Source organism: Amycolatopsis sp. BJA-103 (assembly GCF_002849735.1).
Lineage (GTDB): Bacteria > Actinomycetota > Actinomycetes > Mycobacteriales > Pseudonocardiaceae > Amycolatopsis.
The window spans coordinates 1,900,071-1,922,312 of record NZ_CP017780.1; the positions used below are offsets into that span (position 1 = coordinate 1,900,071).

General features: G+C 70.0%; 20 protein-coding genes. 11 read left to right on the forward strand and 9 right to left on the reverse strand.

Annotated features, from left to right (window positions below; genetic code table 11):
- The first annotated feature begins 24 nt into the window (after window positions 1–24).
- Complete coding sequence (locus BKN51_RS42980) at window positions 25–666, forward strand: hypothetical protein (RefSeq protein WP_146044421.1); 642 nt, start codon at window positions 25–27, stop codon at window positions 664–666.
- Here BKN51_RS42980 and BKN51_RS08480 read toward each other — a convergent pair.
- Window positions 557–2,518 (reverse strand): NACHT domain-containing protein, encoded by a 1,962-nt coding sequence (locus BKN51_RS08480; protein ID WP_146044420.1) that lies wholly within the window; start codon window positions 2,516–2,518, stop codon window positions 557–559. The two genes, BKN51_RS42980 and BKN51_RS08480, sit on opposite strands and share 110 nt — an antisense overlap.
- A 125-nt stretch (window positions 2,519–2,643) precedes the next feature.
- Between BKN51_RS08480 and BKN51_RS08485 the strand changes: the two genes are divergently transcribed.
- Both BKN51_RS08485 and chrA read left to right on the forward strand, forming a co-directional pair.
- On the forward strand, window positions 2,644–3,381 hold the full coding sequence (locus BKN51_RS08485) for an arsenate reductase/protein-tyrosine-phosphatase family protein (protein ID WP_101613119.1): 738 nt from the start codon (window positions 2,644–2,646) through the stop codon (window positions 3,379–3,381).
- Entirely contained in the window at window positions 3,378–4,580 is a 1,203-nt protein-coding gene (gene chrA / locus BKN51_RS08490; RefSeq protein ID WP_101607095.1) for a chromate efflux transporter, read from the forward strand. The genes BKN51_RS08485 and chrA overlap by 4 nt, the downstream gene beginning before the upstream one ends.
- 57 nt (window positions 4,581–4,637) lie before the next feature.
- On the opposite strand, the gene BKN51_RS08495 is transcribed toward chrA, so the two are convergent.
- Together BKN51_RS08495 and BKN51_RS08500 are read right to left on the reverse strand one after the other, a co-directional pair.
- Window positions 4,638–5,975, reverse strand: a complete 1,338-nt coding sequence (locus BKN51_RS08495) for a serine hydrolase domain-containing protein (protein WP_101607096.1) — start codon at window positions 5,973–5,975, stop codon at window positions 4,638–4,640.
- Between the two features lie 101 nt (window positions 5,976–6,076).
- A complete protein-coding gene (locus tag BKN51_RS08500) occupies window positions 6,077–6,700 on the reverse strand; it encodes a carbonic anhydrase (protein WP_101607097.1) in 624 nt (207 codons plus the stop codon).
- A gap of 112 nt (window positions 6,701–6,812) precedes the next feature.
- On the opposite strand from BKN51_RS08500, the gene BKN51_RS08505 reads away from it, so the two are divergent.
- Complete coding sequence (locus BKN51_RS08505; protein WP_101607098.1) at window positions 6,813–7,253, forward strand: hypothetical protein; 441 nt, start codon at window positions 6,813–6,815, stop codon at window positions 7,251–7,253.
- Here BKN51_RS08505 and BKN51_RS08510 read toward each other — a convergent pair.
- Window positions 7,228–8,826, reverse strand: a complete 1,599-nt coding sequence (locus BKN51_RS08510) for an FAD/NAD(P)-binding protein (RefSeq protein WP_233224188.1) — start codon at window positions 8,824–8,826, stop codon at window positions 7,228–7,230. The genes BKN51_RS08505 and BKN51_RS08510 overlap by 26 nt on opposite strands.
- Here BKN51_RS08510 and BKN51_RS08515 point away from each other — a divergent pair.
- The gene (locus BKN51_RS08515; protein WP_233224187.1) at window positions 8,806–9,894 is read left to right on the forward strand and encodes a helix-turn-helix transcriptional regulator; all 1,089 of its coding nucleotides are present in this window, start codon (window positions 8,806–8,808) and stop codon (window positions 9,892–9,894) included. The genes BKN51_RS08510 and BKN51_RS08515 overlap by 21 nt on opposite strands.
- A 6-nt stretch (window positions 9,895–9,900) precedes the next feature.
- Here the strand turns inward: BKN51_RS08515 and BKN51_RS08520 are convergent, their stop codons facing one another.
- Window positions 9,901–10,302, reverse strand: coding sequence for a Dabb family protein (locus BKN51_RS08520; RefSeq protein ID WP_101607100.1), 402 nt, complete (start codon window positions 10,300–10,302; stop codon window positions 9,901–9,903).
- Window positions 10,303–10,397: 95 nt separating this feature from the next.
- Here BKN51_RS08520 and BKN51_RS08525 point away from each other — a divergent pair, with 95 nt between their 5' ends.
- The 5 genes from BKN51_RS08525 to BKN51_RS08545 all read left to right on the forward strand — a co-directional run bounded on the left by BKN51_RS08525 (window position 10,398) and on the right by BKN51_RS08545 (window position 16,500).
- Entirely contained in the window at window positions 10,398–10,967 is a 570-nt protein-coding gene (locus BKN51_RS08525) for a TetR/AcrR family transcriptional regulator (RefSeq protein WP_233224186.1), read from the forward strand.
- Window positions 10,968–11,119: 152 nt separating this feature from the next.
- On the forward strand, window positions 11,120–12,058 hold the full coding sequence (locus BKN51_RS08530; protein ID WP_101607102.1) for an ABC transporter permease: 939 nt from the start codon (window positions 11,120–11,122) through the stop codon (window positions 12,056–12,058).
- Window positions 12,058–13,053, forward strand: coding sequence for an ABC transporter permease (locus BKN51_RS08535; protein ID WP_101607103.1), 996 nt, complete (start codon window positions 12,058–12,060; stop codon window positions 13,051–13,053). The genes BKN51_RS08530 and BKN51_RS08535 overlap by 1 nt, the downstream gene beginning before the upstream one ends.
- A gap of 10 nt (window positions 13,054–13,063) precedes the next feature.
- Window positions 13,064–14,746: an ABC transporter substrate-binding protein gene (locus BKN51_RS08540; protein WP_101607104.1), complete on the forward strand. Its 1,683-nt coding sequence runs from the start codon at window positions 13,064–13,066 to the stop codon at window positions 14,744–14,746.
- A 29-nt stretch (window positions 14,747–14,775) separates the two neighbouring features.
- Window positions 14,776–16,500: an ABC transporter ATP-binding protein gene (locus BKN51_RS08545; protein ID WP_233224185.1), complete on the forward strand. Its 1,725-nt coding sequence runs from the start codon at window positions 14,776–14,778 to the stop codon at window positions 16,498–16,500.
- A 171-nt stretch (window positions 16,501–16,671) separates the two neighbouring features.
- On the opposite strand, the gene BKN51_RS08550 is transcribed toward BKN51_RS08545, so the two are convergent.
- The 4 genes from BKN51_RS08550 to BKN51_RS08565 all read right to left on the reverse strand — a co-directional run bounded on the left by BKN51_RS08550 (window position 16,672) and on the right by BKN51_RS08565 (window position 21,566).
- On the reverse strand, window positions 16,672–17,676 hold the full coding sequence (locus BKN51_RS08550) for an aldo/keto reductase (protein ID WP_101613121.1): 1,005 nt from the start codon (window positions 17,674–17,676) through the stop codon (window positions 16,672–16,674).
- 95 nt (window positions 17,677–17,771) lie between these two features.
- A complete protein-coding gene (gene cmdF / locus BKN51_RS08555) occupies window positions 17,772–19,361 on the reverse strand; it encodes a tyrosine 2,3-aminomutase (RefSeq protein ID WP_101607106.1) in 1,590 nt (529 codons plus the stop codon).
- On the reverse strand, window positions 19,358–20,830 hold the full coding sequence (locus BKN51_RS08560) for an MFS transporter (RefSeq protein WP_233224183.1): 1,473 nt from the start codon (window positions 20,828–20,830) through the stop codon (window positions 19,358–19,360). The genes cmdF and BKN51_RS08560 overlap by 4 nt, the downstream gene beginning before the upstream one ends.
- Window positions 20,831–20,840: 10 nt before the next feature.
- On the reverse strand, window positions 20,841–21,566 hold the full coding sequence (locus BKN51_RS08565; RefSeq protein ID WP_101607108.1) for an SDR family NAD(P)-dependent oxidoreductase: 726 nt from the start codon (window positions 21,564–21,566) through the stop codon (window positions 20,841–20,843).
- Window positions 21,567–21,661: 95 nt separating this feature from the next.
- Between BKN51_RS08565 and BKN51_RS08570 the strand changes: the two genes are divergently transcribed.
- The gene (locus BKN51_RS08570) at window positions 21,662–22,225 is read left to right on the forward strand and encodes a MarR family winged helix-turn-helix transcriptional regulator (protein WP_101607109.1); all 564 of its coding nucleotides are present in this window, start codon (window positions 21,662–21,664) and stop codon (window positions 22,223–22,225) included.
- Window positions 22,226–22,242 lie beyond the last annotated feature (17 nt).

A 22,242-nucleotide genomic window follows, 5' to 3' on the forward strand; every position in this document is an offset into this window, starting at 1 on the left:
GATTCCCTTCTGCGGAGCTTGACGATGCTCCGGGAACCGGCGTTCGCGCGGGCGCATCGGCAGACTCTCTGGCTGGTGACGGCGGCGGTCGCGCTGGTGGCGATGGGGCAGTTCGTGGTCGCCGGCGCCTTCCGCGAGGCGTTCACCGTAGGCGGCGTCGCGCTGGTGGTGTACACGGCGTTGCGGGCGATGGTGCTGGTCGCCGACGAGCGACGCCAGTACGCGTTCGAGCCCGTGTGGCTGGCCGAGCGGTCGGCGTCGTTACGGGACGGCCGATTCGAGGTGATGCGCGTCGTCGTGGACGGCGAGGTCCGCGACCTCACGGATCCTGAAGACGTGCGGGACCTGCGGCGCCGGTACGACGACGCCCGGGTCAAGCTGGACTTCGTCTATCCGGCGGCCGGCTGGGAACGCGTGTACCGGCGGCTGGGGGATCTGGAGTTCCGCCGCACCTTGAAGCCGGGAGCGCAGGCTCAGGTGCGGTTCCCGCAGGCACGGTATGGCCTGCAACCGTCCGGCAGGCGGACTTATTGGCTGCTGGGCACCCCTGTGGTGATCACCGTCGCCGCGCCAGCCGATCACGAAGCAGCGCGTGCCGGAACTGGTAGTACGGACCGACCTGGCGCAGCACCCCGAGACGGCGTGCGTCGTCCAGGAAGGTCATGAGCCGCAACGGAGTGACGCCCCACAGCGCCAGCCAGACCCGCGTGGTGGTGGAACGTCCCGACGCGCTGGTGGACTGAACGATCAGAGCCAGGCCGAAGGCGCCGAGCAGCGCGCCGACCGCCGCGCCCAGCAGGCCGACCAGGACCGGATTGTCGATCGGGACCACCAGCCCGCGGGTGGCCGCGCCGACCACCCCGCCCATGAACGCGCCCACCAGGGCACCGACCAGACCGCCGAGCCCGGCGGCGTACAGGACGGCGAATCGGTCGCTTCGCATCACGCTGGCGGGGGTGACGGCCTCGCGTGGTTCGGTCGGCTCGGTGAACCGGCGGACCACACCGAAGGCGATCCCGAAGACCAGGCCGATCGCGATGCCGAATCCCCCGCCGTAGAGGATCCCGACCACCAGCCCGCCGACCACGGCGCCGATCAGGCCGAATCCCAGATCTCTGGTGAGCTCGCTGCGGCGCAGCATCCGCGGGACGAACCGTCGCGGCGCCTCGGTCGGGACGAGCCCGAGTGCCAGACCGCCGGTGAGTCCGACGGCGAGCCCGAGCAGCGCGCCGAAACCGGGACGGCCGAACAAACCGAACATCAGCCAGCCCAGCAGGGTGCACGCGCCCCCGCCGACGAGCATCCCGGTGCCGATGAACACCGCTTTCGGAACCGCGCGATACAGCCGCCACCAAGCGATGTCGCCCTCGGTCATCCGGGCGAGAGCGGCGAGCCAGCGCTCGGCCTTCGCCGGATCCCAGTGCCGCGACGGACGTGACGCGGTGGCGAGAGCGGAAGGCGGCCGGTAGGCGAACACCTGCACGGCGAAGGCGTCGAGCAGGTGTTCTTCGACTTGCCGGGCGTCGGGAAGTTCCAGCAGTTCCGCCGGAGTGGTGCTGGGATCGGCGTAAGCCGTGCGGGCGAGATAGAGCATCAGTGGCGTGCGGAGTGCTTCGGCGACCGGTCCGCCGTCGTCCTCGGTGAGCTGGGCCAGTACCGGGTCCCACCGGTCGAGTTTCGTGGTGGGCGCGACGTCGAGCAGGTACTCCGCCGCGATGTCCGCGGTCAAGGGCAGCAACCGCACCACCAACGCGTCGCGGACGATTCCGGTCGCTTCGAATTCCGCGGTCCGGGACGTCAGGACCAGCGGCTCGCCGCTGCGGCGATCGAGCCCGATCGTCTGCAACGCGGCCGTCCGGCGGTCCTCGGCCATTTCGTCCAGCCCGTCCAGCACCGGCAGGATCCGGTGCTGCGCCAGGAGATCCCGGACGGCGGTGGCCCCGTATCGCGCCTCGTTGCCGAGGAACGGGTAGAACTCGAGGATGCTGCGGATGAGCCAGGCGTGAAAGTCGTCGGACGGATTCCAGGAGGAGATCTGCAGCAGTACCGGCGCCCGCGATGGTGACGGCCGGCGCAGCAACTCCAGCGTCAGCAACATGCACAGGCCCGTCTTGCCCGATCCGGGATCACCGATCACCACGAGCCGTCGAGGGGCGTCGGCGTACGAGGTGACGAGCTCGGCCAGATCACCGGTGGCCGAGCCGTTCTTCGCCTCCCAGCGCAGCGGCAGCCCATCCGCCTCGTCGAGAAGTCTTCGGCCGGCTTCGGCTTCCCACTGGGTGCGAACCTCCCAGGCCAGTGCCTCGGAGGCCCGGTCCAGTTGCTCCGACGTGCTCGACGCGTCCTGTCTGGATCGCCAGCGCAAAGCGGTGACGAGCTGCGCCAACGCGGCGCCTCCCGAAATGATGGTCAGCAACGTGGTCGCCGTGGCGGCGCCGTAGCGGCCCCACATGATCGAGAGCCCCAACGCCAGCGCCACCCAGAGGGCCGCCCGCCCCAACACCGCCCGTCGAGACACCGGCGCCCTCCTCGCGTCGCGAACCAAAGTACGTATCTTGTCACGCGCCGAGGGGGCGGCGGGACGACAAATCCAGGTACATCAATCTGCATTGATGTACCCTCCCTCTCGTGACGATCACCGGGATGTCCGAGCCGCCGCCGTTCGTGCGGCTGGCGAGTGAACCGCTGCGCTGGCGATTGCTGCGCGAGCTGGCGCATGGCGATCGCCGGGTGCGGGAGCTGGTGGAGAGCGTCGGGCAGCCGCAGAACCTGGTGTCGTACCACTTGCGCAAGTTGCGGGCGGCGGAGCTGGTCACGGCGCGGCAGAGCAGCTTCGACGGCCGAGACACGTATTACCACCTCGATCTCGAACGGTGCGCGGATTCGTTGGCCGAAGCGGGGAGCGCGCTGCACCCCGGTCTCGTGCCGAACCTGGGGAGTGAGAAGCGAACGGCGTCCCGGCCCAAGGTGCTGTTCGTGTGCACCGGCAACAGTGGCCGGTCACCGATGGCCGAGGCGTTGCTGCGACATCGAGCCGGTGGGTCGGTCGAGGTGTCCAGCGCGGGAAGTCATCCGAAACCGTTGCATCCCCACGCCGTGCGGGCCCTCGCCGAGCGCGGCATCGCCTTGACCCACGAACCGGCCTCAGTGGACGGTCTTCGTCGCCACCGTTTTCAGTGGGTGATCAGCCTGTGTGATCGTGTCCGCGAGGTCTGCCCGGAATTCCCCGGTCATCCGCGCGTCGTCCACTGGAGCCTGCCGGATCCGGCCAGGGAAGCCGACGAACTGGGGGAGACCTATCCGGCGTTCCGCCGCCTCGCCGTCGAGCTCGACCGCCGGATCGGGTTTCTCACCGCCCAGCTCGGTTCGCCCGCCCGATGACGGAGGAACCCGGGACGCCGGGAAAGTCCACAAAGGATGAAACCGCCGCGCCGAGCCTCGGGAAAGTGCTGAAGGAATGGGGGCGGATCGGGTGCATCGGCTTCGGCGGCCCGCCGACTCACATCGCGTTGCTCCGTAAGTTGTGCGTGCAGCGCCAGAAGTGGTTGTCGGACCACGAATTCGAAGACGCGATCGCCGCCTGCAACCTGCTGCCCGGCCCGGCGTCGACCCAGTTGGCGATCTTCACCGCCTGGCGGGTGCGCGGACGCGTGGGAGCGCTGGTCGGGGGTGCGGCGTTCATCGTTCCCGGTCTCGTGGTGATCTTGGGGCTGGCGGCACTGTTCCTCACCGGGTCTCCGCCTGCCTGGGTCCGTGGGGCCGGAGCGGGCGCGGGCGCGGCGGTCGCCGCCGTCGCGGTGCACGCGGGCGCCGGCCTGGTCCCGGCGGGCTGGCGGCGTGCGGCCACCACCAGCCGGATTCGCTGGGCCCTGTACGTCCTCGCGGGTATCGCGTCGGCGGCCACGCTCGGTCCGTGGCTGGTGCTGGTCCTGCTCGGCTGCGGGTTGATCGAACTGACCGCGCACCGCACGCGGACCGGTGGAGCGGGTACGGCGCTTCTCGCCGTACCCGCCCAATCGTGGGCCACCGCGGTCGCGGGCGCCGGTGTGTTCGCGTCCGTGGCGTGGGTGGCCCTCAAGGTCGGGATGCTGTCCTACGGCGGCGGCTTCGTGATCATCCCGCTCATGCAGGACGACGCGGTGAACACCTACCACTGGATGAGCGCCGGGCAATTCCTCAACGCGGTCGCCCTCGGCCAGGTCACCCCGGGGCCGGTGGTGCAGACCGTCGCCGTCGTCGGGTACGCCGCGGCCGGGCTCGCCGGTGGCATCCTGGCCGCACTGGTCGCCTTCGCCCCGTCGTTCCTGTTCGTCTTGTTCGGTGCCAAGCACTTCGACCGGCTTCGCGGCAATCCGAACGTGCGGGCGTTCCTCGACGGCGCGGGCCCGGCCGCTGTCGGCGCGATCCTCGGCTCGGCGATCCCGCTCGCGCTCAGCCTGACCCAAGCGTGGCAGTACGCCGTCCTCGCCGGAGCCGTGATCCTGTTGTTCGCGCTACGGCGTGGCGTGGTGACCACGATCCTCGCCGCGGCCTGCGCGGGGACGGTGCTCGCGCTCGCCGGCGTGCCCTTGCCGATTTGAACGTAGCGAGGAGAAGGGCAAACGTGGCGTGCTCACGACCAACCCGACCCATAAGCCTCAGCCGAGGCAGGCTCGCACGGCTTTGGTCAGGTTCGCCGCCCTCGGGTCGTCGGGCCGGAAGTTCCAGAGGTTGGTGACATAACCGAAGCCGACACCGGCGTCGGGATCCGCGAAGCCGATCGATCCGCCGGAACCCGGGTGCCCGAACGACCCAGGCCCGGTCATCGGCATCGGCGGGCAGGCCCGCCAGAACCCGAGCGACATGTTGAAGGAGCGGTCGGCCGGGATGTCCAGTCCCGGCGGCAGGCCGTGCATCGGTGTCCTGTCGGTCTGGACGGCGGTCATCTTCTCGACCGTCGCCCGATCGAGCAGCCGTACCCCGTCGACGGTGCTCACCGTGGCGGCGTACATCCGGGCCAGCGATCGTGCGTCGGTGAGCATGTTCGCGGCCGGGAACTCCGCCGCGCGCCAGGCGCGGGAGGAGAAGTAGTCGGTCGTGGGGTCCAGAGCACCGCCCAGTTCACCGGCCCTGGCCTGCACGGAGCCCGGGGCCCACAGGGCGGTGACCCAGCGGGTGACGGTGTCCGCGTCGAGTCCGGTCACCTTGATCATCCCCGCGATCAGTTCTTCCAGGGTGAACGGCGCGGCGTTGTGGATCTTGGCCACCCGGTGCTCTTGTCTCTCCGGCAGCCCGATCCAGGCACTGAGCCCGAGCGGGCGGGCGACTTCGTCGGCGAAGAACGTGCCCAGTGACTTGCCTGAGATCCGGCGCACGACTTCTCCGACCAGGAAACCGAAGGTGACGCTGTGGTAGACGTGTTCGGTTCCCGGTTTCCACAGCGGTTTCTGCGCTTCGAGCGCCCGGATGACCGGATGCCAGGCGCAGGCCTGCTCGAAGGTCAGCGGCCCGTCGACGAGCGGCAGGCCCGCCTGGTGCGACAGCAGCCAGCGCACCGTGATCCGCTCCTTGCCCGCGGCGCCGAACTCCGGCCAGTACCGGGCCACGGGGGCGTCCAGATCCAGTTCGCCGCGCTGCGCCAGCAGATGGGCGCAGATCGCGGTGGCACCCTTCGTCGTGGACGCGACCTGGACGATGGTGTTCCTGCGCCACGGCCGGTGGGTATCGCGATCGGCGAGACCGCCCCACAGGTTGACGACCGGGCGGCCGCCGACGTAGACGCTGCACGCCGCGCCGACTTCGCCGGGGCCGTCCTTGAAGTTCCTGCGGAAGACGTCGGCGACCTTCCCCCAGCCGTGCTCGACGTCGTCGCCACCATGGCCGCTCTCCGCCGCGTTGCCGCGCCCCGCGAGACCGGCGAGCGCACCGGCGGTGAGCGCTCCGGTCAGCACGGTCCTGCGCCGGACGTGCCCCTGCTCGGATCTTCCGTCGACCATGTCGCGTCCCTCCTGGTGAAGCTCGGATGACTTGTCCGAGATCACGGTGGAGGAGTGCGCTGACGCGGTGCTGACACCGCCCTGACACGGCCGCCTTTGTCTTATCCCTCAGGAAGTCCTCGGGTGGTGACGACGCGCGCGCTGCCGTCGGCGAGGTGGTAGGAGAGTCCGGCGATGGCGGCTTCCCCGGCGTCGATCTTGTCGGCGAGCAGCCGGGAGCGGTCGGCCAGGAGGTCGACGGTGTTGCGGATGTGCTCGTCGATGATGTCGTCGTCGCCGGTGAGCCCGGCGGCGTGGGCGGCGAGGACACTCGGGGTGACCCGCTCGATGACGTCGCGGACGAAACTGTTGGTGCCGAGCCCTTCGGTCAGCGCCGCGCGGGTCGCGGCCACGGCGCCGCAGGAGTCATGGCCCAGCACGACGACCAGGGGACAGCCGAGGACGCTGACGGCGTACTCGATGCTGCCCAGCACCTCCGTGCCGGCCACGTGCCCGGCGGTGCGGACGACGAACAGGTCACCCAGACCGCGGTCGAAGATGATCTCGGCGGCCAGTCGCGAGTCCGAACAGCCGAAGAGAACGGCGAAGGGGCGCTGTACCGGGGCGGTTTCGGCCCGGCGGGTGGCATCCTGGTTCGGGTGCTCCGGGGTGCCGGCGACGAACCGCCGGTTACCGGTGAGCAGAAGGTCGAAGGCCTCGGAGGGGGTCGGCGGCGCGTCGCTCATGAACCGGACATTACCGGCTGAGATCAAGATCAGCCGAGCGAGGCGGCCGACCCCGTACCGGCCGCAGGCACGCGGTGTGCGGTCCGGCGTCCGGGCAGGCTAGTTTGCCCGGATGAGTCTCCTCGATGACGTGGCCGAACGCGACGGCTGGCGGTGCTGGGTGTGCGACGAACCGGTCGACCCCGACATGTCGGTGAACGACGCTCGAGGACCCAGCGTCGACAGCAGGACCGCCGATCGGAAGGCCAAGATCGCCGAACGGCTCGCGCATCGCGGATGCAACACCCGCAAGGGCGCCGTCAAGGTGGTCATCGCCTGGCCGGACCGCCTGCACGTGGTCGAACCCGCGCCGTTGATCACCGTCGCCGGGAGGCTGGAGCGCAAGGGCGGCCGCGAGATGGTCGCCCGGTGCCCGACCGAGCAGGACGCCCGCGAGGCCGCGGACTGGCTGGTGGACCGGTTCTCGCGGCTGGTCCCCGGGCTGCCGGTGACCGCGGCCGTCGAGCCGGGCGGCGGGCAGTTCCTCGTCATCCTGGCCGCCGGGCGCCGCTGACCGCCGGGAACACCCGGGCGGCCTGGGCCGCGACCCCGGGGATGCCGGAGGTGATGAACGGCCCGCCGCCCGCGAAGTCCCCGACGACGGCCAGGCGCGGATCGGCCGGGACGAGACCGCCGTCGGGATGCGCGGTGGCCAGGCCACCCGCGAGCAGTGACGCGGTCAGGGGCTCCGCCGCCCGCGGTACGGCGTGCGGCGCCGGATTCACGGCGTTGACGACGACGTCCGCACTCGACGTCCCCGCGGCACTGTGCAACCTGAATCCCCCTTGTGCGGCCTGGATTTCCCGGATGCCCGCGGTGACGCGGAGTTGCCCGCTGTCCAGCAGCCGGAGCAGGATCGCCGCGTTCACCGGCACCATGGGCGAGACGAGGCTGCTCGCCAGGCGGGATCGCCGCCACAGCAGGGCACGGTCGGCCTCCGGCAGCAACCGCCAGGCCAAGGGGCCGACGGTATGCGCCGTCTCTTGCAGGACACGGCGTCCGAGCGCGGGATCGTCCACAGTGGCCAGTTGGCGCCGCAGGCGTTCGGTGGGCGGTTCGGATTCCGCCGAGAGCAGATCGGCCACGACGTCGTCGAAGTCCTCTCCGGTTTCCGCGAGTTCGGAACGCATCAGCCGGACGAGATCGTCGAGGGTGACCGTGCCGTTTCCGCGATGCAGCGCGGTCACCCGGTCCACCGTGACCTGTCGTGGGCGCCGGTCGAGCGGGCGCTGCCAGACGTGGGGGAGCAGACCGGTGCGCGACACCAGCGAGATCGGGCCCGTGTGCCCGCGCGCCGCGAGCGACACGACGACGTCGACCGCCGTCAGGCCGCTGCCGATGACCGCCACCGGGCTCCGGGCCGGGATCCGGTCGAGAGTGCGCGCCAGCGGGTACGGATCGGCGACGAACCCGGTGGCCCCGCCGAGTCCGTAGTGGTCGTGCGGTGGCCCTCCGCCCACGCAAAGCGTCACCCGGTCGGCTTCGTGCGCTCGTCCGTCGTCGGTGCGCAGGACGAGCCGTTCGCCGGCGCGGGCGATCGCGGTGACACGCCGTCCGATCACCCGGACCGTCACTTCGCGCTCCCGTAGCGCGGCGATCGCCGCCTCCGCGGTGTGTTCCAGGTAGCCGCCGTAGAGCGCGCGGGGAACAAGCGGCTGTCCCAGGAGTTCATCAAGGTGAGAGGCGCCACGCTCGCCCAGCCAGGCGGCGTAGTGCCCGAAGTCCGCGTGGCGGATCGACATGAGGGCGGGTGGGGAGTTGACGAGCACGGTGTCCAGGTCCGGTCCGTACGGGCGGCCGCGCCACAACCGCGCGGACGGCTCGAAAACGGTGACGGTGGCGGGCCCGTCGGCGATGGCCGCCAGTGTGTCGAGCAGGGCGACCGTGGCCGCGCCCCCTCCGACGATTGCGATGTCCATGCCGGTGAGCCTCGCCGTGGCGGGGGCCGTGCTCCATCCCTCGCCCGCGGCGGATTCGCCGGGCAAGACCCCCTCGAACGAGGGATGGGCCCGGAGCGGGAGAGCGGGCATCGTCACCGAAGCACCGATCAGCAGGAGGAAGTTCTCGTGAGCGATCCACGCCGTCATGCCGGCGTCGTAGCGGCGGCCGAGCGCGCGGGCGGCGCGCTGGACCTGTTCACCCGCGCCTCGGCCAGGCTCCGGCGGCTCGTCCCGTTCGACGCGGCCGTGTGGACGGCGACCGACCCGGAAACCGGCTTGGTCACCGCGCCGATGCTGGTGGAGAACCTGGGCTCCGGTGAGGGATGCGGCGCGTACTGGGAGAGCGAGTTCCTGGAGGAGAACGTCCTCCCGTTCCGCGACCTCACCCGCGCGGCCGTCCCGGCGGCGGCGCTCCGCGCGGCCACCGGTGGCGTGCCCGCGCGCAGTGCGCGATACCGGCGCCTGCTCGGGGCCCAAGGCGTGGACGACGAACTCCGGGCGGTGCTGCGCGTCGGCGACCGGCCGTGGGGGCTGGTCAGCCTGTTCCGCATGCACGGCGGCGCCGAGTTCGCGCCGGACGAGGTCGCCCTGCTCGCCGGGTTGTCCGAACCCCTCGCGGGACGGCTGCGCCGGTTCGCTCGTCCGTCCGGATCGGACGGTGCGGAGGGCTCTTCCGCGCCGGGGCTGCTGCTCCTCGACCCGGATGGTGAGGCGACCTCGATCAACGAAGAGGCGCGGCGGTATCTCGCCCGGCTGCCTGACGGCCCGTCCGTTCCTTCGGCGCTGGGCCTGAACCTGCCGATCTGGGTGGCGGGCGCGGCGCTGCAGGCACGGGCGATCGCGCTGGGCCGGGATCGCGGCAGCGCCCGGGTCCGGATCCGCACCGTCGACGGCGTGTGGCTGACCTGCCACGCCTCCTGCCTCACCGGCCTCGACGGGAAACCGGGGCCGGTGGCGCTGGTCATCGAACCCGCGGCCGCCGCCGACCTCACGGGCATCGTCGCCGAGGCGTACGGGCTGACCCCGCGTGAACTCGAAGTCGCCCACCTCGTGGCGCGGGGCCTGCCCACCGCCGAGATCGCCTCGGCCCTGTTCCTCTCGCCCCACACCGTCCGCGACCACCTCAAGGCTCTCTTCGGCAAGACCGCGGTGTCGAGCCGTGTCGGGCTCGTCGCGCGGCTCTTCGCCGAGCAGCATCGGCAGGCGACGACCTGACCGTGGTCAGCCGAAGCGGACTTCGGGGATCGCCGCCATCAGCCGCTCCCACTCGGGATACCTGGCGAGCTTGCCTTCGTAGACGGCGGTGATCTTCGCGGCCAGCTCCGGATCGGGGTCGTCGGAGACGGCGAGCCCGACGTGCAGCTTGCCGTAGTGCGGCAGGATTTCCGGATCCCCGGCCAGATGGACCGGGTCGTACATGTAGCGCTGGAAAGCGTCGAGGTCGGCGAGGCCGAAGGAGTAGCCGTGGGTGTAGCCCTCGGCCGGATCGCCGAGGAGCCTGCCGACCGTGGAGAACGACAGTGACTCCACCGCCGCTGTCCGGCGGATCAACTCCAGGGCCCGGGCCTTCTGGTCCTCGGTGCTCTCCTTGCGGAACGCGAAGCGCATGAACTGGACGATCAAGACTTCCTCCCGTAGATTGAACTCACGAGTTCAACATAGTGAACGGGCGGGTTCAGGTGCAAGACCGGATTTCGAAGCGCGAGGGGATCTTGGCCGTGGCCTTCACGGTCTTCGCTCGACGCGGTTACGCGCGAGCGTCCGTCCAGGAGATCGCGGACGAGGCGAAGGCCGCGAAACCCACCGTCTACAACCACTTCGGCGACAAGGAAACACTGTTCCGCGGCGCCATGGCGGCCGCCGCCGACAGTGTCGCCGCCGAGACGTTCGCCGCCATCGAACCGCTCCGCGAAACGGGTGCCGACGTCCGCGCGACCCTCGGCGTCGCGGCCACCGGGCTGCTGCGGATCTGTGCCGGCGAGCGTTCGCACGCGCTTCGGTCGCTGGCCTTCGCCGAACTGGCCACGTTCCCGGAGCTGGCGGTCGCCATGCAGGAACGCACGTCGGTGCACCTGACCGAGGCGCTGGCCGACCGGTTCGCCCGCCTCGCCCTTTCCAGCGCGCTCCGCCCCTGCGACCCGGACACGGCCGCCGAACACTTCCTCGCCCTGCTGATCGGACCGCTGGAATCACGCTCTCGCCTGGGCGCTCGCACACTCCCGGAGAAAGAACTCGAGGGCATCGCGGAATCGGCCGTCGACACCTTCGTCCGCGCCTACGGTTCCTAGGCCGGAACGCCGTCTTTGTCCAAAAAGGACTCGCCAGTGCCGGATAGCTCACAGTCCAGCTGGTGAGACGGAAGTGTCAAGGCTGGGTGCGGCGGTTTTCTTTCTTTAGGGTCCCTGATCGTCACCCGATCAGCTGACCCCGAGTAGGTGCTGTGCCCGATCCCTTGCTGCTGCCCGAAGGCGTCCCGCCGACGGCGGCGCGTTCACTGCCGTCCGCGGTGTGGCACGCGGTCCGGTCCAGTGGATGGACGCTCACCTGCGCGATCGTCGTGGTGCTGATCCTGGTCATGGCGGTGGCCGCGGACCTGCTCGTCCTGGTCGAAGGACAGAGCCTGACCCCGGACATCGCCAACCTCGGGCCGACCGGGTTGCCCGCCGGATCCCTGGGCGGCGTCAGCGGATCCCACTGGTTCGGGGTGGAACCGCTCACCGGGATCGACCTGTTCGCCCTGGTGGCCCACGGCGCCAGGACGTCGTTGCTGGTCGGGCTCGGCGCGACGGCGCTGGCCACCGCCCTCGGCGTGGTGATCGGGGCGGCCGCGGGCTACCTCGGCGGCTGGTGGGACCGGGTGGTCACCTGGACCGCCGACGTGATCCTGGGTTTCCCGTACCTGATCTTCATGATCGCGCTCGGCGCGATGGCGCCACCCGACTTCCCGCGCCAGCCCTTGCTGATCGTCGTCCTCGGCCTCTTCGGCTGGCCGCGGGTCGCGCGGATCGTCCGCGCGCAGACGCTTTCGCTGAGCGGCCGCGACTTCGTGTCGGCGGCCAAGGCGATGGGCGGGGGACCGTGGCACGTCTTCACCCGTGAGCTGCTGCCGAACCTGTGGGCGCCGGTCATCGTCGTGGCGAGCCTGTCGATCCCGTCGATGATCGGCAGCGAGGCGGCGCTTTCCTTCCTGGGGGTCGGTGTCCTGCCGCCGACCCCGAGCTGGGGCCGGACGATCAGCACCGCGATCGACTTCTTCGAGACCGATCCGCTGTACCTGGTGTTCCCGGGGCTGATGCTGTTCCTGGTCACCTTGGCGTTCAACGTCGTCGGCGACGCCGTGCGCGACACGCTCGACCCGCGGTCGGGAGGCCGGGACTGATGCGTGCCCTGCGCTTCGTGCTCGGCCGGTTCGCCGGCATGGTGCTCGTCCTGCTGATCGTCACCTTCGTGACGTTCGTGGTGTTCTACCTGCTGCCCGCCGACCCGGCCAGGATGGCCTGCGGTCGCCCCTGCTCCCCGGAAAGCCTCGCGCTGGCAAGGGAGTTCATGGGGTACGACGCGCCGTGGTACCGGCAGTTCGCCGAATTCCTCGGCGGCATCTTCGCCGGGCGGACGTTCGGCACCGGTGTCACCGCGATCCAGTGCGGTGCCCCGTGTTTCGGCTACGACTTCCAGAACAACGTCGAGGTGCTGACGGAGATCGGTGAACGGATCGAGGTGAGTTTCTCGGTCGCGCTCGGTGCCGCCGCCCTCTGGCTCGTCACCGGCGTCGGCCTCGGCGTGCTGTCGGCGTTGCGCCGGGGGAGCGCGGCCGACCGGATCACCATGGCGGTCGCGATGGCCGGGGTCTCCCTGCCCGCCTATCTCGCCGGGATGATCGGCATCACGGTCTTCGCGTTCGCGCTCGATGTCGTGCCCAAGAACGGCTACGTCCCGTTCGGCGAGGATCCGGTCCAGTGGGCCTGGCATCTCGTCCTGCCCTGGCTGGTGCTGGCCTTCCTGCACGCCGCGATCTACGCGCGGCTGACGCGGAGCCAGATGCTGGAGACGCTCGGCGAGGACTTCATCCGTACCGCGCGGGCCAAGGGGCTCACCGAGCGGAAGGTCGTCGGCAAGCACGCGCTGCGCAACGTCCTCCTGCCCGTGGTGACCGTGTTCGGCGTCGACCTCGGCGCCCTGCTCGCCGGGACCGTGATCACCGAACGGATCTTCGGGATGGCCGGGGTCGGCAGGCTGCTGGTCGACGCCATCGCCGCGATGAACCTGCCCGTCCTGCTCGGCGTCACGTTGTTCTCGGCGGTGCTCGTGACGGTCGTGAACTTCCTGGTCGACCTGGCTTATGGCGCGCTCGATCCGCGAGCCCGCCTGATCTGAAGGGGAAACGATGAAACGCAAGCCTTTGCTGAAGGCGGTCGCGGGGGCGGTCGCCGTCACGACGGTGCTGACCGCCTGCGGCGCCAACGACAAACCGGCGCAGGCCGGGGGCGAGGTCAAACCCGGTGGCACCGTCCGGCTCCTGAACGACAGCGCCACCCAGCAGTACGACCCGGCCAAGAGCGGAAGCCTGGTGGTCACCGCGCTCGGCCTGGTGCACCGCAGACTGACCTCGTGGAAGGTCGCCCCGGGGCAGGACACCACGATCATCCCCGACCTCGCGACCGACACCGGCAGGCCGACCGAGGGCGGCAAGACCTGGACCTTCACCCTGAAGGACAACGTCAAGTACAACGACGGTTCGCCGATCAAGGCGCAGGACATCAAATGGGGGCTGGAGCGGACGTACGCCGCCGCGTTCTCCGGAGGCCTGACCTACCACAAGGACCTGCTGTCCCCGGGGCTCGCGTACAAGGGGCCGTTCGAGGGCGGCAAGGAACTCGACTCGATCGAGACACCCGACGACAAGACCATCGTGTTCCACCTCGCCCGCCCCTACGGCGACTGGAACTGGATCGCGAGCACGCCCGCGTTTTCCCCGGTACCCAAGGGAAAGGGCGAAGAGGCGGATTACGGCAACCATCCGGTCGCGTCCGGGCCGTACGTACTGGAGAAGTACGAGCGCGGCAAGGAGGCGAGGCTCGTCCGGAACCCGCACTGGGACCGGGCGACCGACGACACCCGCAAGGCCAACCCGGACACCATCGTGTTCCAGCTCGGCCAGGACACCAGTGTCATCTCCAAGCGGCTGATCGACGACAGCGGTGACGACCAGAGCGCGTTCAGCATCCCGTTCGCCTCTCCCGCGCAGCTGGCCCAGATCCAGGCGAACCCGTCGGCGAAGTCCCGGATCGTCACCTCGGAATCGGGAGCGCTCGCGTACCTCACGCTGAACACCCAGCGCGGCAAACTCGTCGATCCCAAGGTGCGCCAGGCTTTCCAGTACGCGGTGGACAAGGCGGCGTACCAGGTCGCCAGCGCGGGCAACGCCCAGCTCGCCGGGGACGTCGCGACCACGCTGATCACCCCGGGCCTGCAGGGGCGCGAGCAGTTCGACCTGTACCCGGCACCGGCGAGCGGCGACCCGGAGAAGGCGAAGAAGCTGCTGGCCGAGGCAGGCCTGCCGAACGGTCTCGACGGCCTGGTCCTGGCCACCCGCAACGAGAACAGCTACCCGGAGAAGGCCGCCGCGATCCAGGCCGCGCTGGCGAGGGCGAACATCAAGATCACCATCAAGGCTCTCGACGAGGACACCTACACGTCCGAAGTGGACACCAAGGGGATCTCGGACTACGACCTGACGCTGACCTCGTGGCAGCCGGACATCCCGTCCGCCAACGCCAACATCCAGCCGCTGTTCCAGTCGACCGAGATCGGCAACGGCGGGGTCAACGAGTCCCGGTACAACAACCCCGAGGTCGACCGGCTGATCACCGAGGCGCAGGCGACGCTGGATCCCGCCGAGGCTGGGAAGAAGTGGGCGGCGCTGGACAAGAAGATCCTCGGTGACTCGCCGGTGGTCCCGCTGATCTACACCCGGAACTCGTTCCTGCACGGCTCGAAGTTCGGCAACGTCGTGATCGGCCGGTTCCCGGCGTACCCGGACTACCGCCAGTTCGGGCTGATCCAGTGACGGGGGCCTCGCCGTCCGGTGGACGGGCGGTGCCGGACGGCGAGGCCGCCCTCCTGGAGTTGCGCGAAGTCAGTGTCTCTTTCGGACGGACGAAGGCGGCGCGTTCGGTCTCCTGGTCGGTTTCGGCCGGTGAAGTCGTCGCGGTGGTCGGGGAATCCGGCTCGGGAAAGTCGGTCACCGCGCTGTCGCTGCTCGGGCTGCTGCCGCGGGACGCGGACGTTTCCGGCCGGGCGCTGCTGTCCGGCCGCGATCTCTACACACTGACGCCGGACGAGTTGCGCGCCGTCCGCGGCAACGAGATCGGCATGGTGTTCCAGGAACCGATGAGCGCGCTGAACCCGGTGTTCCCCATCGGGGAGCAGCTGATCGAGGCGATCCGCATCCATCAGGACCTGACGCCGAAGGCCGCCCGGCGGTGGGCGATCGAACTGCTCGGCCTGGTGGGACTGCCCGCTCCCGAACAACGGTTCCGGTCCTATCCGCACGAGCTGTCCGGCGGTCAGTTGCAGCGGATCGTGATCGCGATGGCGGTCGCGAACGAGCCGGAACTGCTGATCGCCGACGAACCGACGACGGCCCTCGACGTCACCGTGCAGGCCGAGATCCTCGAACTGCTGCGGGATCTGCGCGACCGGCTCGGCACGGCGATCCTGCTGATCACCCACGACATGGGCGTGGTGGCCGACATCGCCGACCGCGTCGTGGTGATGTACGACGGCCAGGTCGTCGAACAGGACGGCGTGGAGGAGATCTTCACCGCGCCGCGCGAGGACTACACCCGGCGGCTGCTCGGGTCGGTGGTCTCGCTCGGAGTCGCGGCGACGGAGGGTGTCGAGCGGGTGCTCGCGGCGGAGCCGGCCCTGTCGACCGGCCATCACGCCGCGACCGACCACCCCGCCACCCGGTCGGTGCCGGACGTCCCGGCGGTGGCGCCCTTGCTGGTGGTGGAAGACCTGTCCGTCACCTATCGCGGCCGCTTCCGGGCGATGGCGGTCCGGGCGGCGGACGGGGTGAGCCTGCACGTCGAACCCGGCGAGATCCTCGGTCTGGTGGGGGAGTCGGGGTCGGGGAAGAGCACCGTCGCCGGTGCCGTCACGGGCTTGATCGCGCCCACCTCGGGCACGGTCCGGATCGGCGGGACCGACATCGCCCGCGCGAAGGGGCGAGCCGCCAAGGCGCTGCGCCGCCGGATCGGCGTGGTCTTCCAGGACCCGCTGTCCTCGCTCAACCCCCGGACGACCGTGGGCGACAGCGTGGCCACCCCGCTCCGGCTGCACCGCACCCACCGAGGGTCCGAAGTGGACGATCGGGTCGCCGGGCTCTTCGAGTCGGTACGGCTTTCCCCTGATCTGCGCGGCCGCTATCCGCACCAGCTGTCCGGAGGGCAGCGCCAGCGGGTGTGTGTGGCCCGGGCGCTCGCCCTCGATCCGGATCTGCTGGTGGCGGACGAGCCGACCAGCGCGCTCGACGTCACCATCCAGGCCCGGATCCTCGAGCTCCTGCGGACCTTGCAGAGCGAACTCGGTTTCGCCTGCCTGTTCATCAGCCACGACCTCGCCGTGGTCGAGCAGCTCGCCGACCGGGTCGCGGTGATGCACCGCGGCCATGTCGTGGAGCAGGGGCCGACGAAGGAGGTGCTCACCGACCCGGTGCACCCGTACACCCACCGCCTGCTGTCGGCCGCGCCGGTCGCCGACCCCGCGGCACAACGGCGACGGCGCGAAGCCTGGCGGCGGCTGACGAGAGGATCTTGACGCGCCGTACGTCCACAGTGGATGGACTGGCGCCCGGTGTGTTCGGGCGGCGATCATACGTGCTCAGAGACGGATCACGTCGCGAAAGCCACTTTCGGGACATCAGACGTCCCGAAAGTGGCTTTCGCGACACGGCCGCTCGGCATCGGACGTGGTGAAGGACGCCTAGGGTCAGAGGCCGTTCATGTACATGGCGTTTTCGGGGTACCGCTTGCCCTTCGTGATGCCGGCCGGGACCGCCGCGTCGAGCAGTGCCATGTCCTCGGGGCTGAGCCGCAGCGCGGCCGCCCGGAGATTTTCCTCCAGCGCGCACCGGCGTTTGGTGCCTGGTATCGGCACGACATCGCCACCTTTGGCCAGCAGCCAAGCCAGGCACACCTGCGCCGGGGTCGCGTCGACCCGGGCGGCGACGACCCCGACCACGTCGACGGCGGCCTTGTTCGCGGAGAAGTTCTCGCGCTGGAAGCGAGGGTCTCTCCTGCGATAGTCGTCCTCGGCGTACTCCTCGGCGGGTTTGGCGGTTCCGGTCAGGAAACTGCGGCCCAGCGGGGAATAAGCGACCAGGCCGATGCCCAGTTCGCGCAGGACGGGCAGTATCTCGGCCTCGATGTGCCGCTCCCACAAGGCATACTCGGTCTGCAGAGCGGTCACGGGGGTGACCGCGTGCGCGCGGCGGATCGTGGCCGTCCCGGCTTCGGAAAGGCCGAAGTACCGGATCTTGCCCGCGGCCATCAGTTCGTTCGCGGCGCCCGCGACGTCCTCGATCGGAACCTTCGGATCGACCCGGTGCTGTGACAGCAGATCGATGTGGTCGGTGCGCAGCCGCGTGAGCATCGCGTCGACGGTACGACGGATGTGATCGGGCCTGCTGTTCAACTCGCCGCGGGTACCGTCCGGCGCGTACACCCAGCCGAACTTCGTGCAGACGAAGGCCTCGCCACGGCGGCCGCGCAATGCGGCGCCGAGCAGTTCTTCGTTGACGAACGGCCCGTAGACCTCCGCGGTGTCGAAGAAGGTACAGCCGAGGTCGAGTGCCCGGTGGACGGTGGCGATCGATTCGGCGTCGTCCGCGGCACCGTAGGCCTGGCTCATCCCGAAGCACCCGAGCCCGAGCGCGGACACGACGGGACCGTCGATCCCCAGGATCCGGGTGGGCAAGACATCGTTGTACGGCAACGGGGCCCCTTTCTGAGCCGGAGCACGGCCGAAGGTCGGGGTCCGGGATTCGTCGTGCGCCTGCGGAAGGAAATCCAGGTCTTTCCGGTGAGCCGTCACCGAAGCTTGGCCCCGTTGCGGACGACCGCGTCGAGGAAGTCGCCACGGGAGAGCGCGACGGCCAGCGCCCCGATGTCATCGCTCAGATACCGGTCCCGGTCCAGGGTCGGGACCGTCGCCCGGACCTGGTCGTGGGTGACCCGGCCGAGCGGGCCGAGGCGTTCGTACCGGCCCGACACGTCGACGGCCTGTGCCGCGGCGAGCAGTTCCACCGCCAGGATCCAGTTGTTGTTCGCCAGTACCCGGCGGGCGTTTCTCGCCCCGATCAGTCCCATGCTGACCACGTCCTGGTTGTCGGCGTTGGCGGGCACGCTCTGGATGCTGGCGGGGCCGATCGTCCGGTTCTCGGCGACCAGCGCGCTCGCCGGGTACTGCGCCCCGGCCAGCCCGCTGTGCAGGCCGGGACTGCCGGCGATGAGAAACTCGGGCAGCCCGTCGTTGAGATGCCGGTTCAACAGCCGATGTGTCCGGCGCTCGGAGAACACGCCGAGCTGGGTGAGCGCGATGGTGCAGTAGTCCATCGCGAAGGCGATCGGCTGACCGTGGAAATTCGCGCCGTGGAAGATGTCTTCTTCGCCGTCCCCGCCGAAGAAGAGGGGATTGTCGTTGGCGGAATTGAGTTCGATCTCCAGGGTGGCCTCGGCCTGCCGCAGGGTGTCGCGGACGGCGCCGAGCACCTGCGGTACCGCGCGCAGGGTGTACGCCTTCTGCAGGTAGACCTCGCCGTCGCCGTTCTTGGCCTGTCGTGAGAGTTCGGAGTGCTCGACGGCGAGTCCGGTGCCGTTCAACAGCAAGCGCAGGTTCGCCGCGGTGTCGATTTGACCCCGGTGGGGACGGGCCCGCTCGTGCCCACCGGCGACGAACGGGCTCGTCGAGCCACGCAGCACCTCCACGACCAGCGCGGAGATGATCTCGGCCTGCCGCACCTGGTCCAGCGCGCGGCCGACCACCAGCGCGCCGAGCCCCGTCATCGCCGACGTGCCGTTGATCAGCGCGAGGCCTTCTTTGGCCCGCAATTCGAGCGGCTCGATCCCGTGCCGTTCGAGCACGGGGCCGGTCGGTGTCCGCTCACCGCCTTCGAGGACGTACCCCTCGCCGATCAGGGTGCCGGCGATATGCGAGAGCGGTGCCAGGTCCCCGCTGGCTCCGAGCGACCCGATCTCCGGCACGGCCGGGACGATGTCCAGGTTCAGGTACGACGCCAGCCGCTCCAGGACGACCGGGCGCACGGCCGAGTAGCCCTTGGCGAGCGCGTTGATCCTGGCCGTGATCATCGCCCGGACCTCGTCCGCGGCGAACAGCGGGCCGACACCGGCGCTGTGGCTGCGGACGAGGTTCGTCTGCAGGGCCACCTCGTCGCCCGCCCCGACCGGGTGATGCACCAGTTCGCCGTATCCGGTGGTGACGCCGTAGACCGGAACGCCCCGGCTCACCAGTCGTTCGAACGACTTCCGGTTCTCCTCGACGGCCGCCAGCGCGGCCGGGGCCACCACGCACGGCACCTTGCCCTCGGCGATCCGGCGGACGGCCGCGAGGTCCAGGGCGCCGCCGTCGAGTTCGACGGGCTGGTGTCTCTTCGCCGTCACGCCTGTACTCCCGCCTCGATCGGTGTCCCGGAACGGCCGAGCAGCCAGCTCAGCACCGCGGTCGCCACGGCGAGCAGCGCGAGCACCCCGCAGGTGACGACGAACGCGTCGCCGAAACCGTCGGCGGGAATCGACGCCGTGTCCTGCGGACTGTGCCCCAGCGCGACGCGGTAGACCGTGCCGATACCGGCGATCCCGAGCGCCATCGCGGCCTGCGTGACGGTGTTCAGCACGCCCGAACCCGACCCGGTCAGGTCGGCGGGCACCTGGGCCATGGCGATGCCGATCAACGGCGAGACCACCAGCCCCTGCCCGATCCCGGACAGCCCGATGGTGGCCGCGAGCAGGACCGCCTGGGTGTCGGCGCCCGCCTGCACGATGAACGGCATCGGCAGGAAGCTCACGGTCATCAGCAGCGCGCCGGTGATCAGCACGCGGGTGCCGTAGCGCTCGGTCAGCCGTCGCCCGGCGGACGAGGCCACCGCGAACCCGACGCCCAGCGGCACGAACACCACACCGGTGCCCAGCGGGTCCAGATGCAGCGCGGACTGGAGGTAGTAGGTCAGCACCAGGAAGTAGCCCGCGTTGCCGGCGAAGAACACCGTCACCGTGGCCATGCTGGTCGGGAAGCCGCGTCCCCGCAGGACGCGGGCGGGCAGCAGCGGATCACCACCGCGCGCGGCCAGTCTGTTCTCGTACCGGAACAGGCCGGCCACGAGCAGCGCGGTGGCGGCGAAGCTGAACCAGATCCACAGTGGCCAGCCGTGTTCCGGGCCGAGCGACAGCGGGATCAGCAGAGCGGGCAGCACGGCCGCGGTGAGGACCGTCCCCACCATGTCCAGTGGGGCGGTGACCTCGCTCCGGCTCTCCCGGACCGTCGGCGGCGCGGCCAGCAGGATGAGCAGCCCGATCGGCACGTTGATCAGGAAGATCGTCCGCCACTCGAGACCGGCGACATCCACTTCGAGGAGCAGCCCGCCGCCGATCAGCCCGGCGACGACCCCGAGCCCGATCACCGACCCGTAGGCACCGATCGCGCGCTGCCGGTCCCGCAGCTGGCCGAACGTGCCCTGGATGATCGACAGCACCTGCGGCATCAGGACGGCCGCCGCGGCGCCCTGCACGACCCGCGCCACGATCAGGAGATTCGCCGTGGGGCACAACGCGCACAGCAGCGAGGCGACGGTGAAGGCCGCGACGCCGTACTGGAAAACCTTCTTGCGGCCGAACCGGTCGCCGAGCTTGCCGCCGGTCACCATGCCCGCCGCGTAGGCGATCACGTAGCCGTCGATGACGAACTGGATCTGGCCGAAACTGGCGCCCAGATCCACTTGGATCGACGGGCTGGCCACGTTCACGATGAACATGTCGATCTGGCCCATGAACGTGGCCAGCAGGACTACCCCTATCCCGGCCCAGTCACGAGGGCTCGGCCTGGTCGAGGGTGTTGTGTCCGCAACGGCAACCATTCTCGCCTCTTTACCTGGTCGGGTGAGCGCCGCCGTTGACCCCGAGGGTCTGGCCGGTGATGTGGCGGGCGCCGGCGGAAGCGAGGAAGTACACCGTTTCGGCGATGTCGGCGGGGATCCCGGCACGGCCGGTGCTGGTCGCCTCGACCAGCTGCTCGGCCCGCTCCGTGGGGAGCTTGTCCCGGAAGAACTCGGTTTCGCGGATGTAGCCGGGCGAAACCACGTTCGAGGTGATCTTGCGGGCGCCGAGCTGCTTGGCCAGGTCGACGTTCCACGACGAGAGCCCGGCCTTGGCCGCGCCGTAGGAACCCGCGCCCTGGTCGGCGGCGATGGACCCGATGTGGATCACCGAGCCGCCTTCGGCCAGTTTGCCCTCGGCCGCGGTGGTGGTCAGCACCGCGCTGATCAGGTTCGCGTCCAGGTTGGCCCGCCAGTGCGCGAGGACCCCGGCGAGCCCGTCCTGCTCGGGGAGATCGAAGTCGGTGTTGCCGCCCGCGTTGTTGACCAGCACGTCGATCGGTCCGTCCAGCCCGACCAGTGCGGCGGTGACCTGATCGGGATCGGTGCAGTCGCAGACGAGTGGCCGGACCGACGAACCCAGCTCGGCCGCGGTCGCGACCAGCACTTCCTTCCGTCGCCCGGTGATGTACACGACCGCGTCCGACGCCGCGAACCTCGCCGCGACGGACCTGCCGATGCCAGTGCCCCCGCCGGTGACCAAAATTGTCCGAATCATCTAGCCTTCCTTCGTGTCAGCCGGTTTAGACTCACGTTTAGGCCTAAATGATAGGCTGTGTGCCGTACAGCCGACAACCGAGGTGGAGGTCTGGGATGACTGCAGCGTCCGGGCAAGACCCCACGCTGGACGCCGCGGACGACATCGAGGCGGCTTGGAAACGCGAGCGTCCTGGCACGTCGACCGAGTCCATCGGCATCGTGACTCGCGTGTGGCAGCTGGCGAAACTGTTCGGTGAGGACCGCCGCCGGGTGCTGCTCGACTCCGATGTCGATTCGGCCACCTTGGACCTGCTCAGCATGCTCCGGCGCAGCTCCCCGCCGTACTCACTGACGACCAGGGAGCTGGCCAGGCTGACCCTGGTCACCGCGGGAGCGATCTCGCAGCGGGTGGCTCGCGCGGAACGCGAAGGGCTGGTCGAGCGGCACACCGAGCCGCCGGGCCGCAGCGTGTACGTGACGCTGACCCCGGCCGGGCACGCTCTGGTGGAGGAAACCGTCGATCGGGTGCTCGCGAGGGAACTCGAACTGATCTCAGGGCTGAGCACCGAGCAGCGAAGCGAGCTCGCTTCGCTGCTGCGGGTGCTCCTCGGTGAGGTCCAGACGCGATGCAACGATCACGGCGTTTCGCACGTCGGCGATGTCGGTTCGGCGTTGTGAGCCCGCTACGGGGCGGG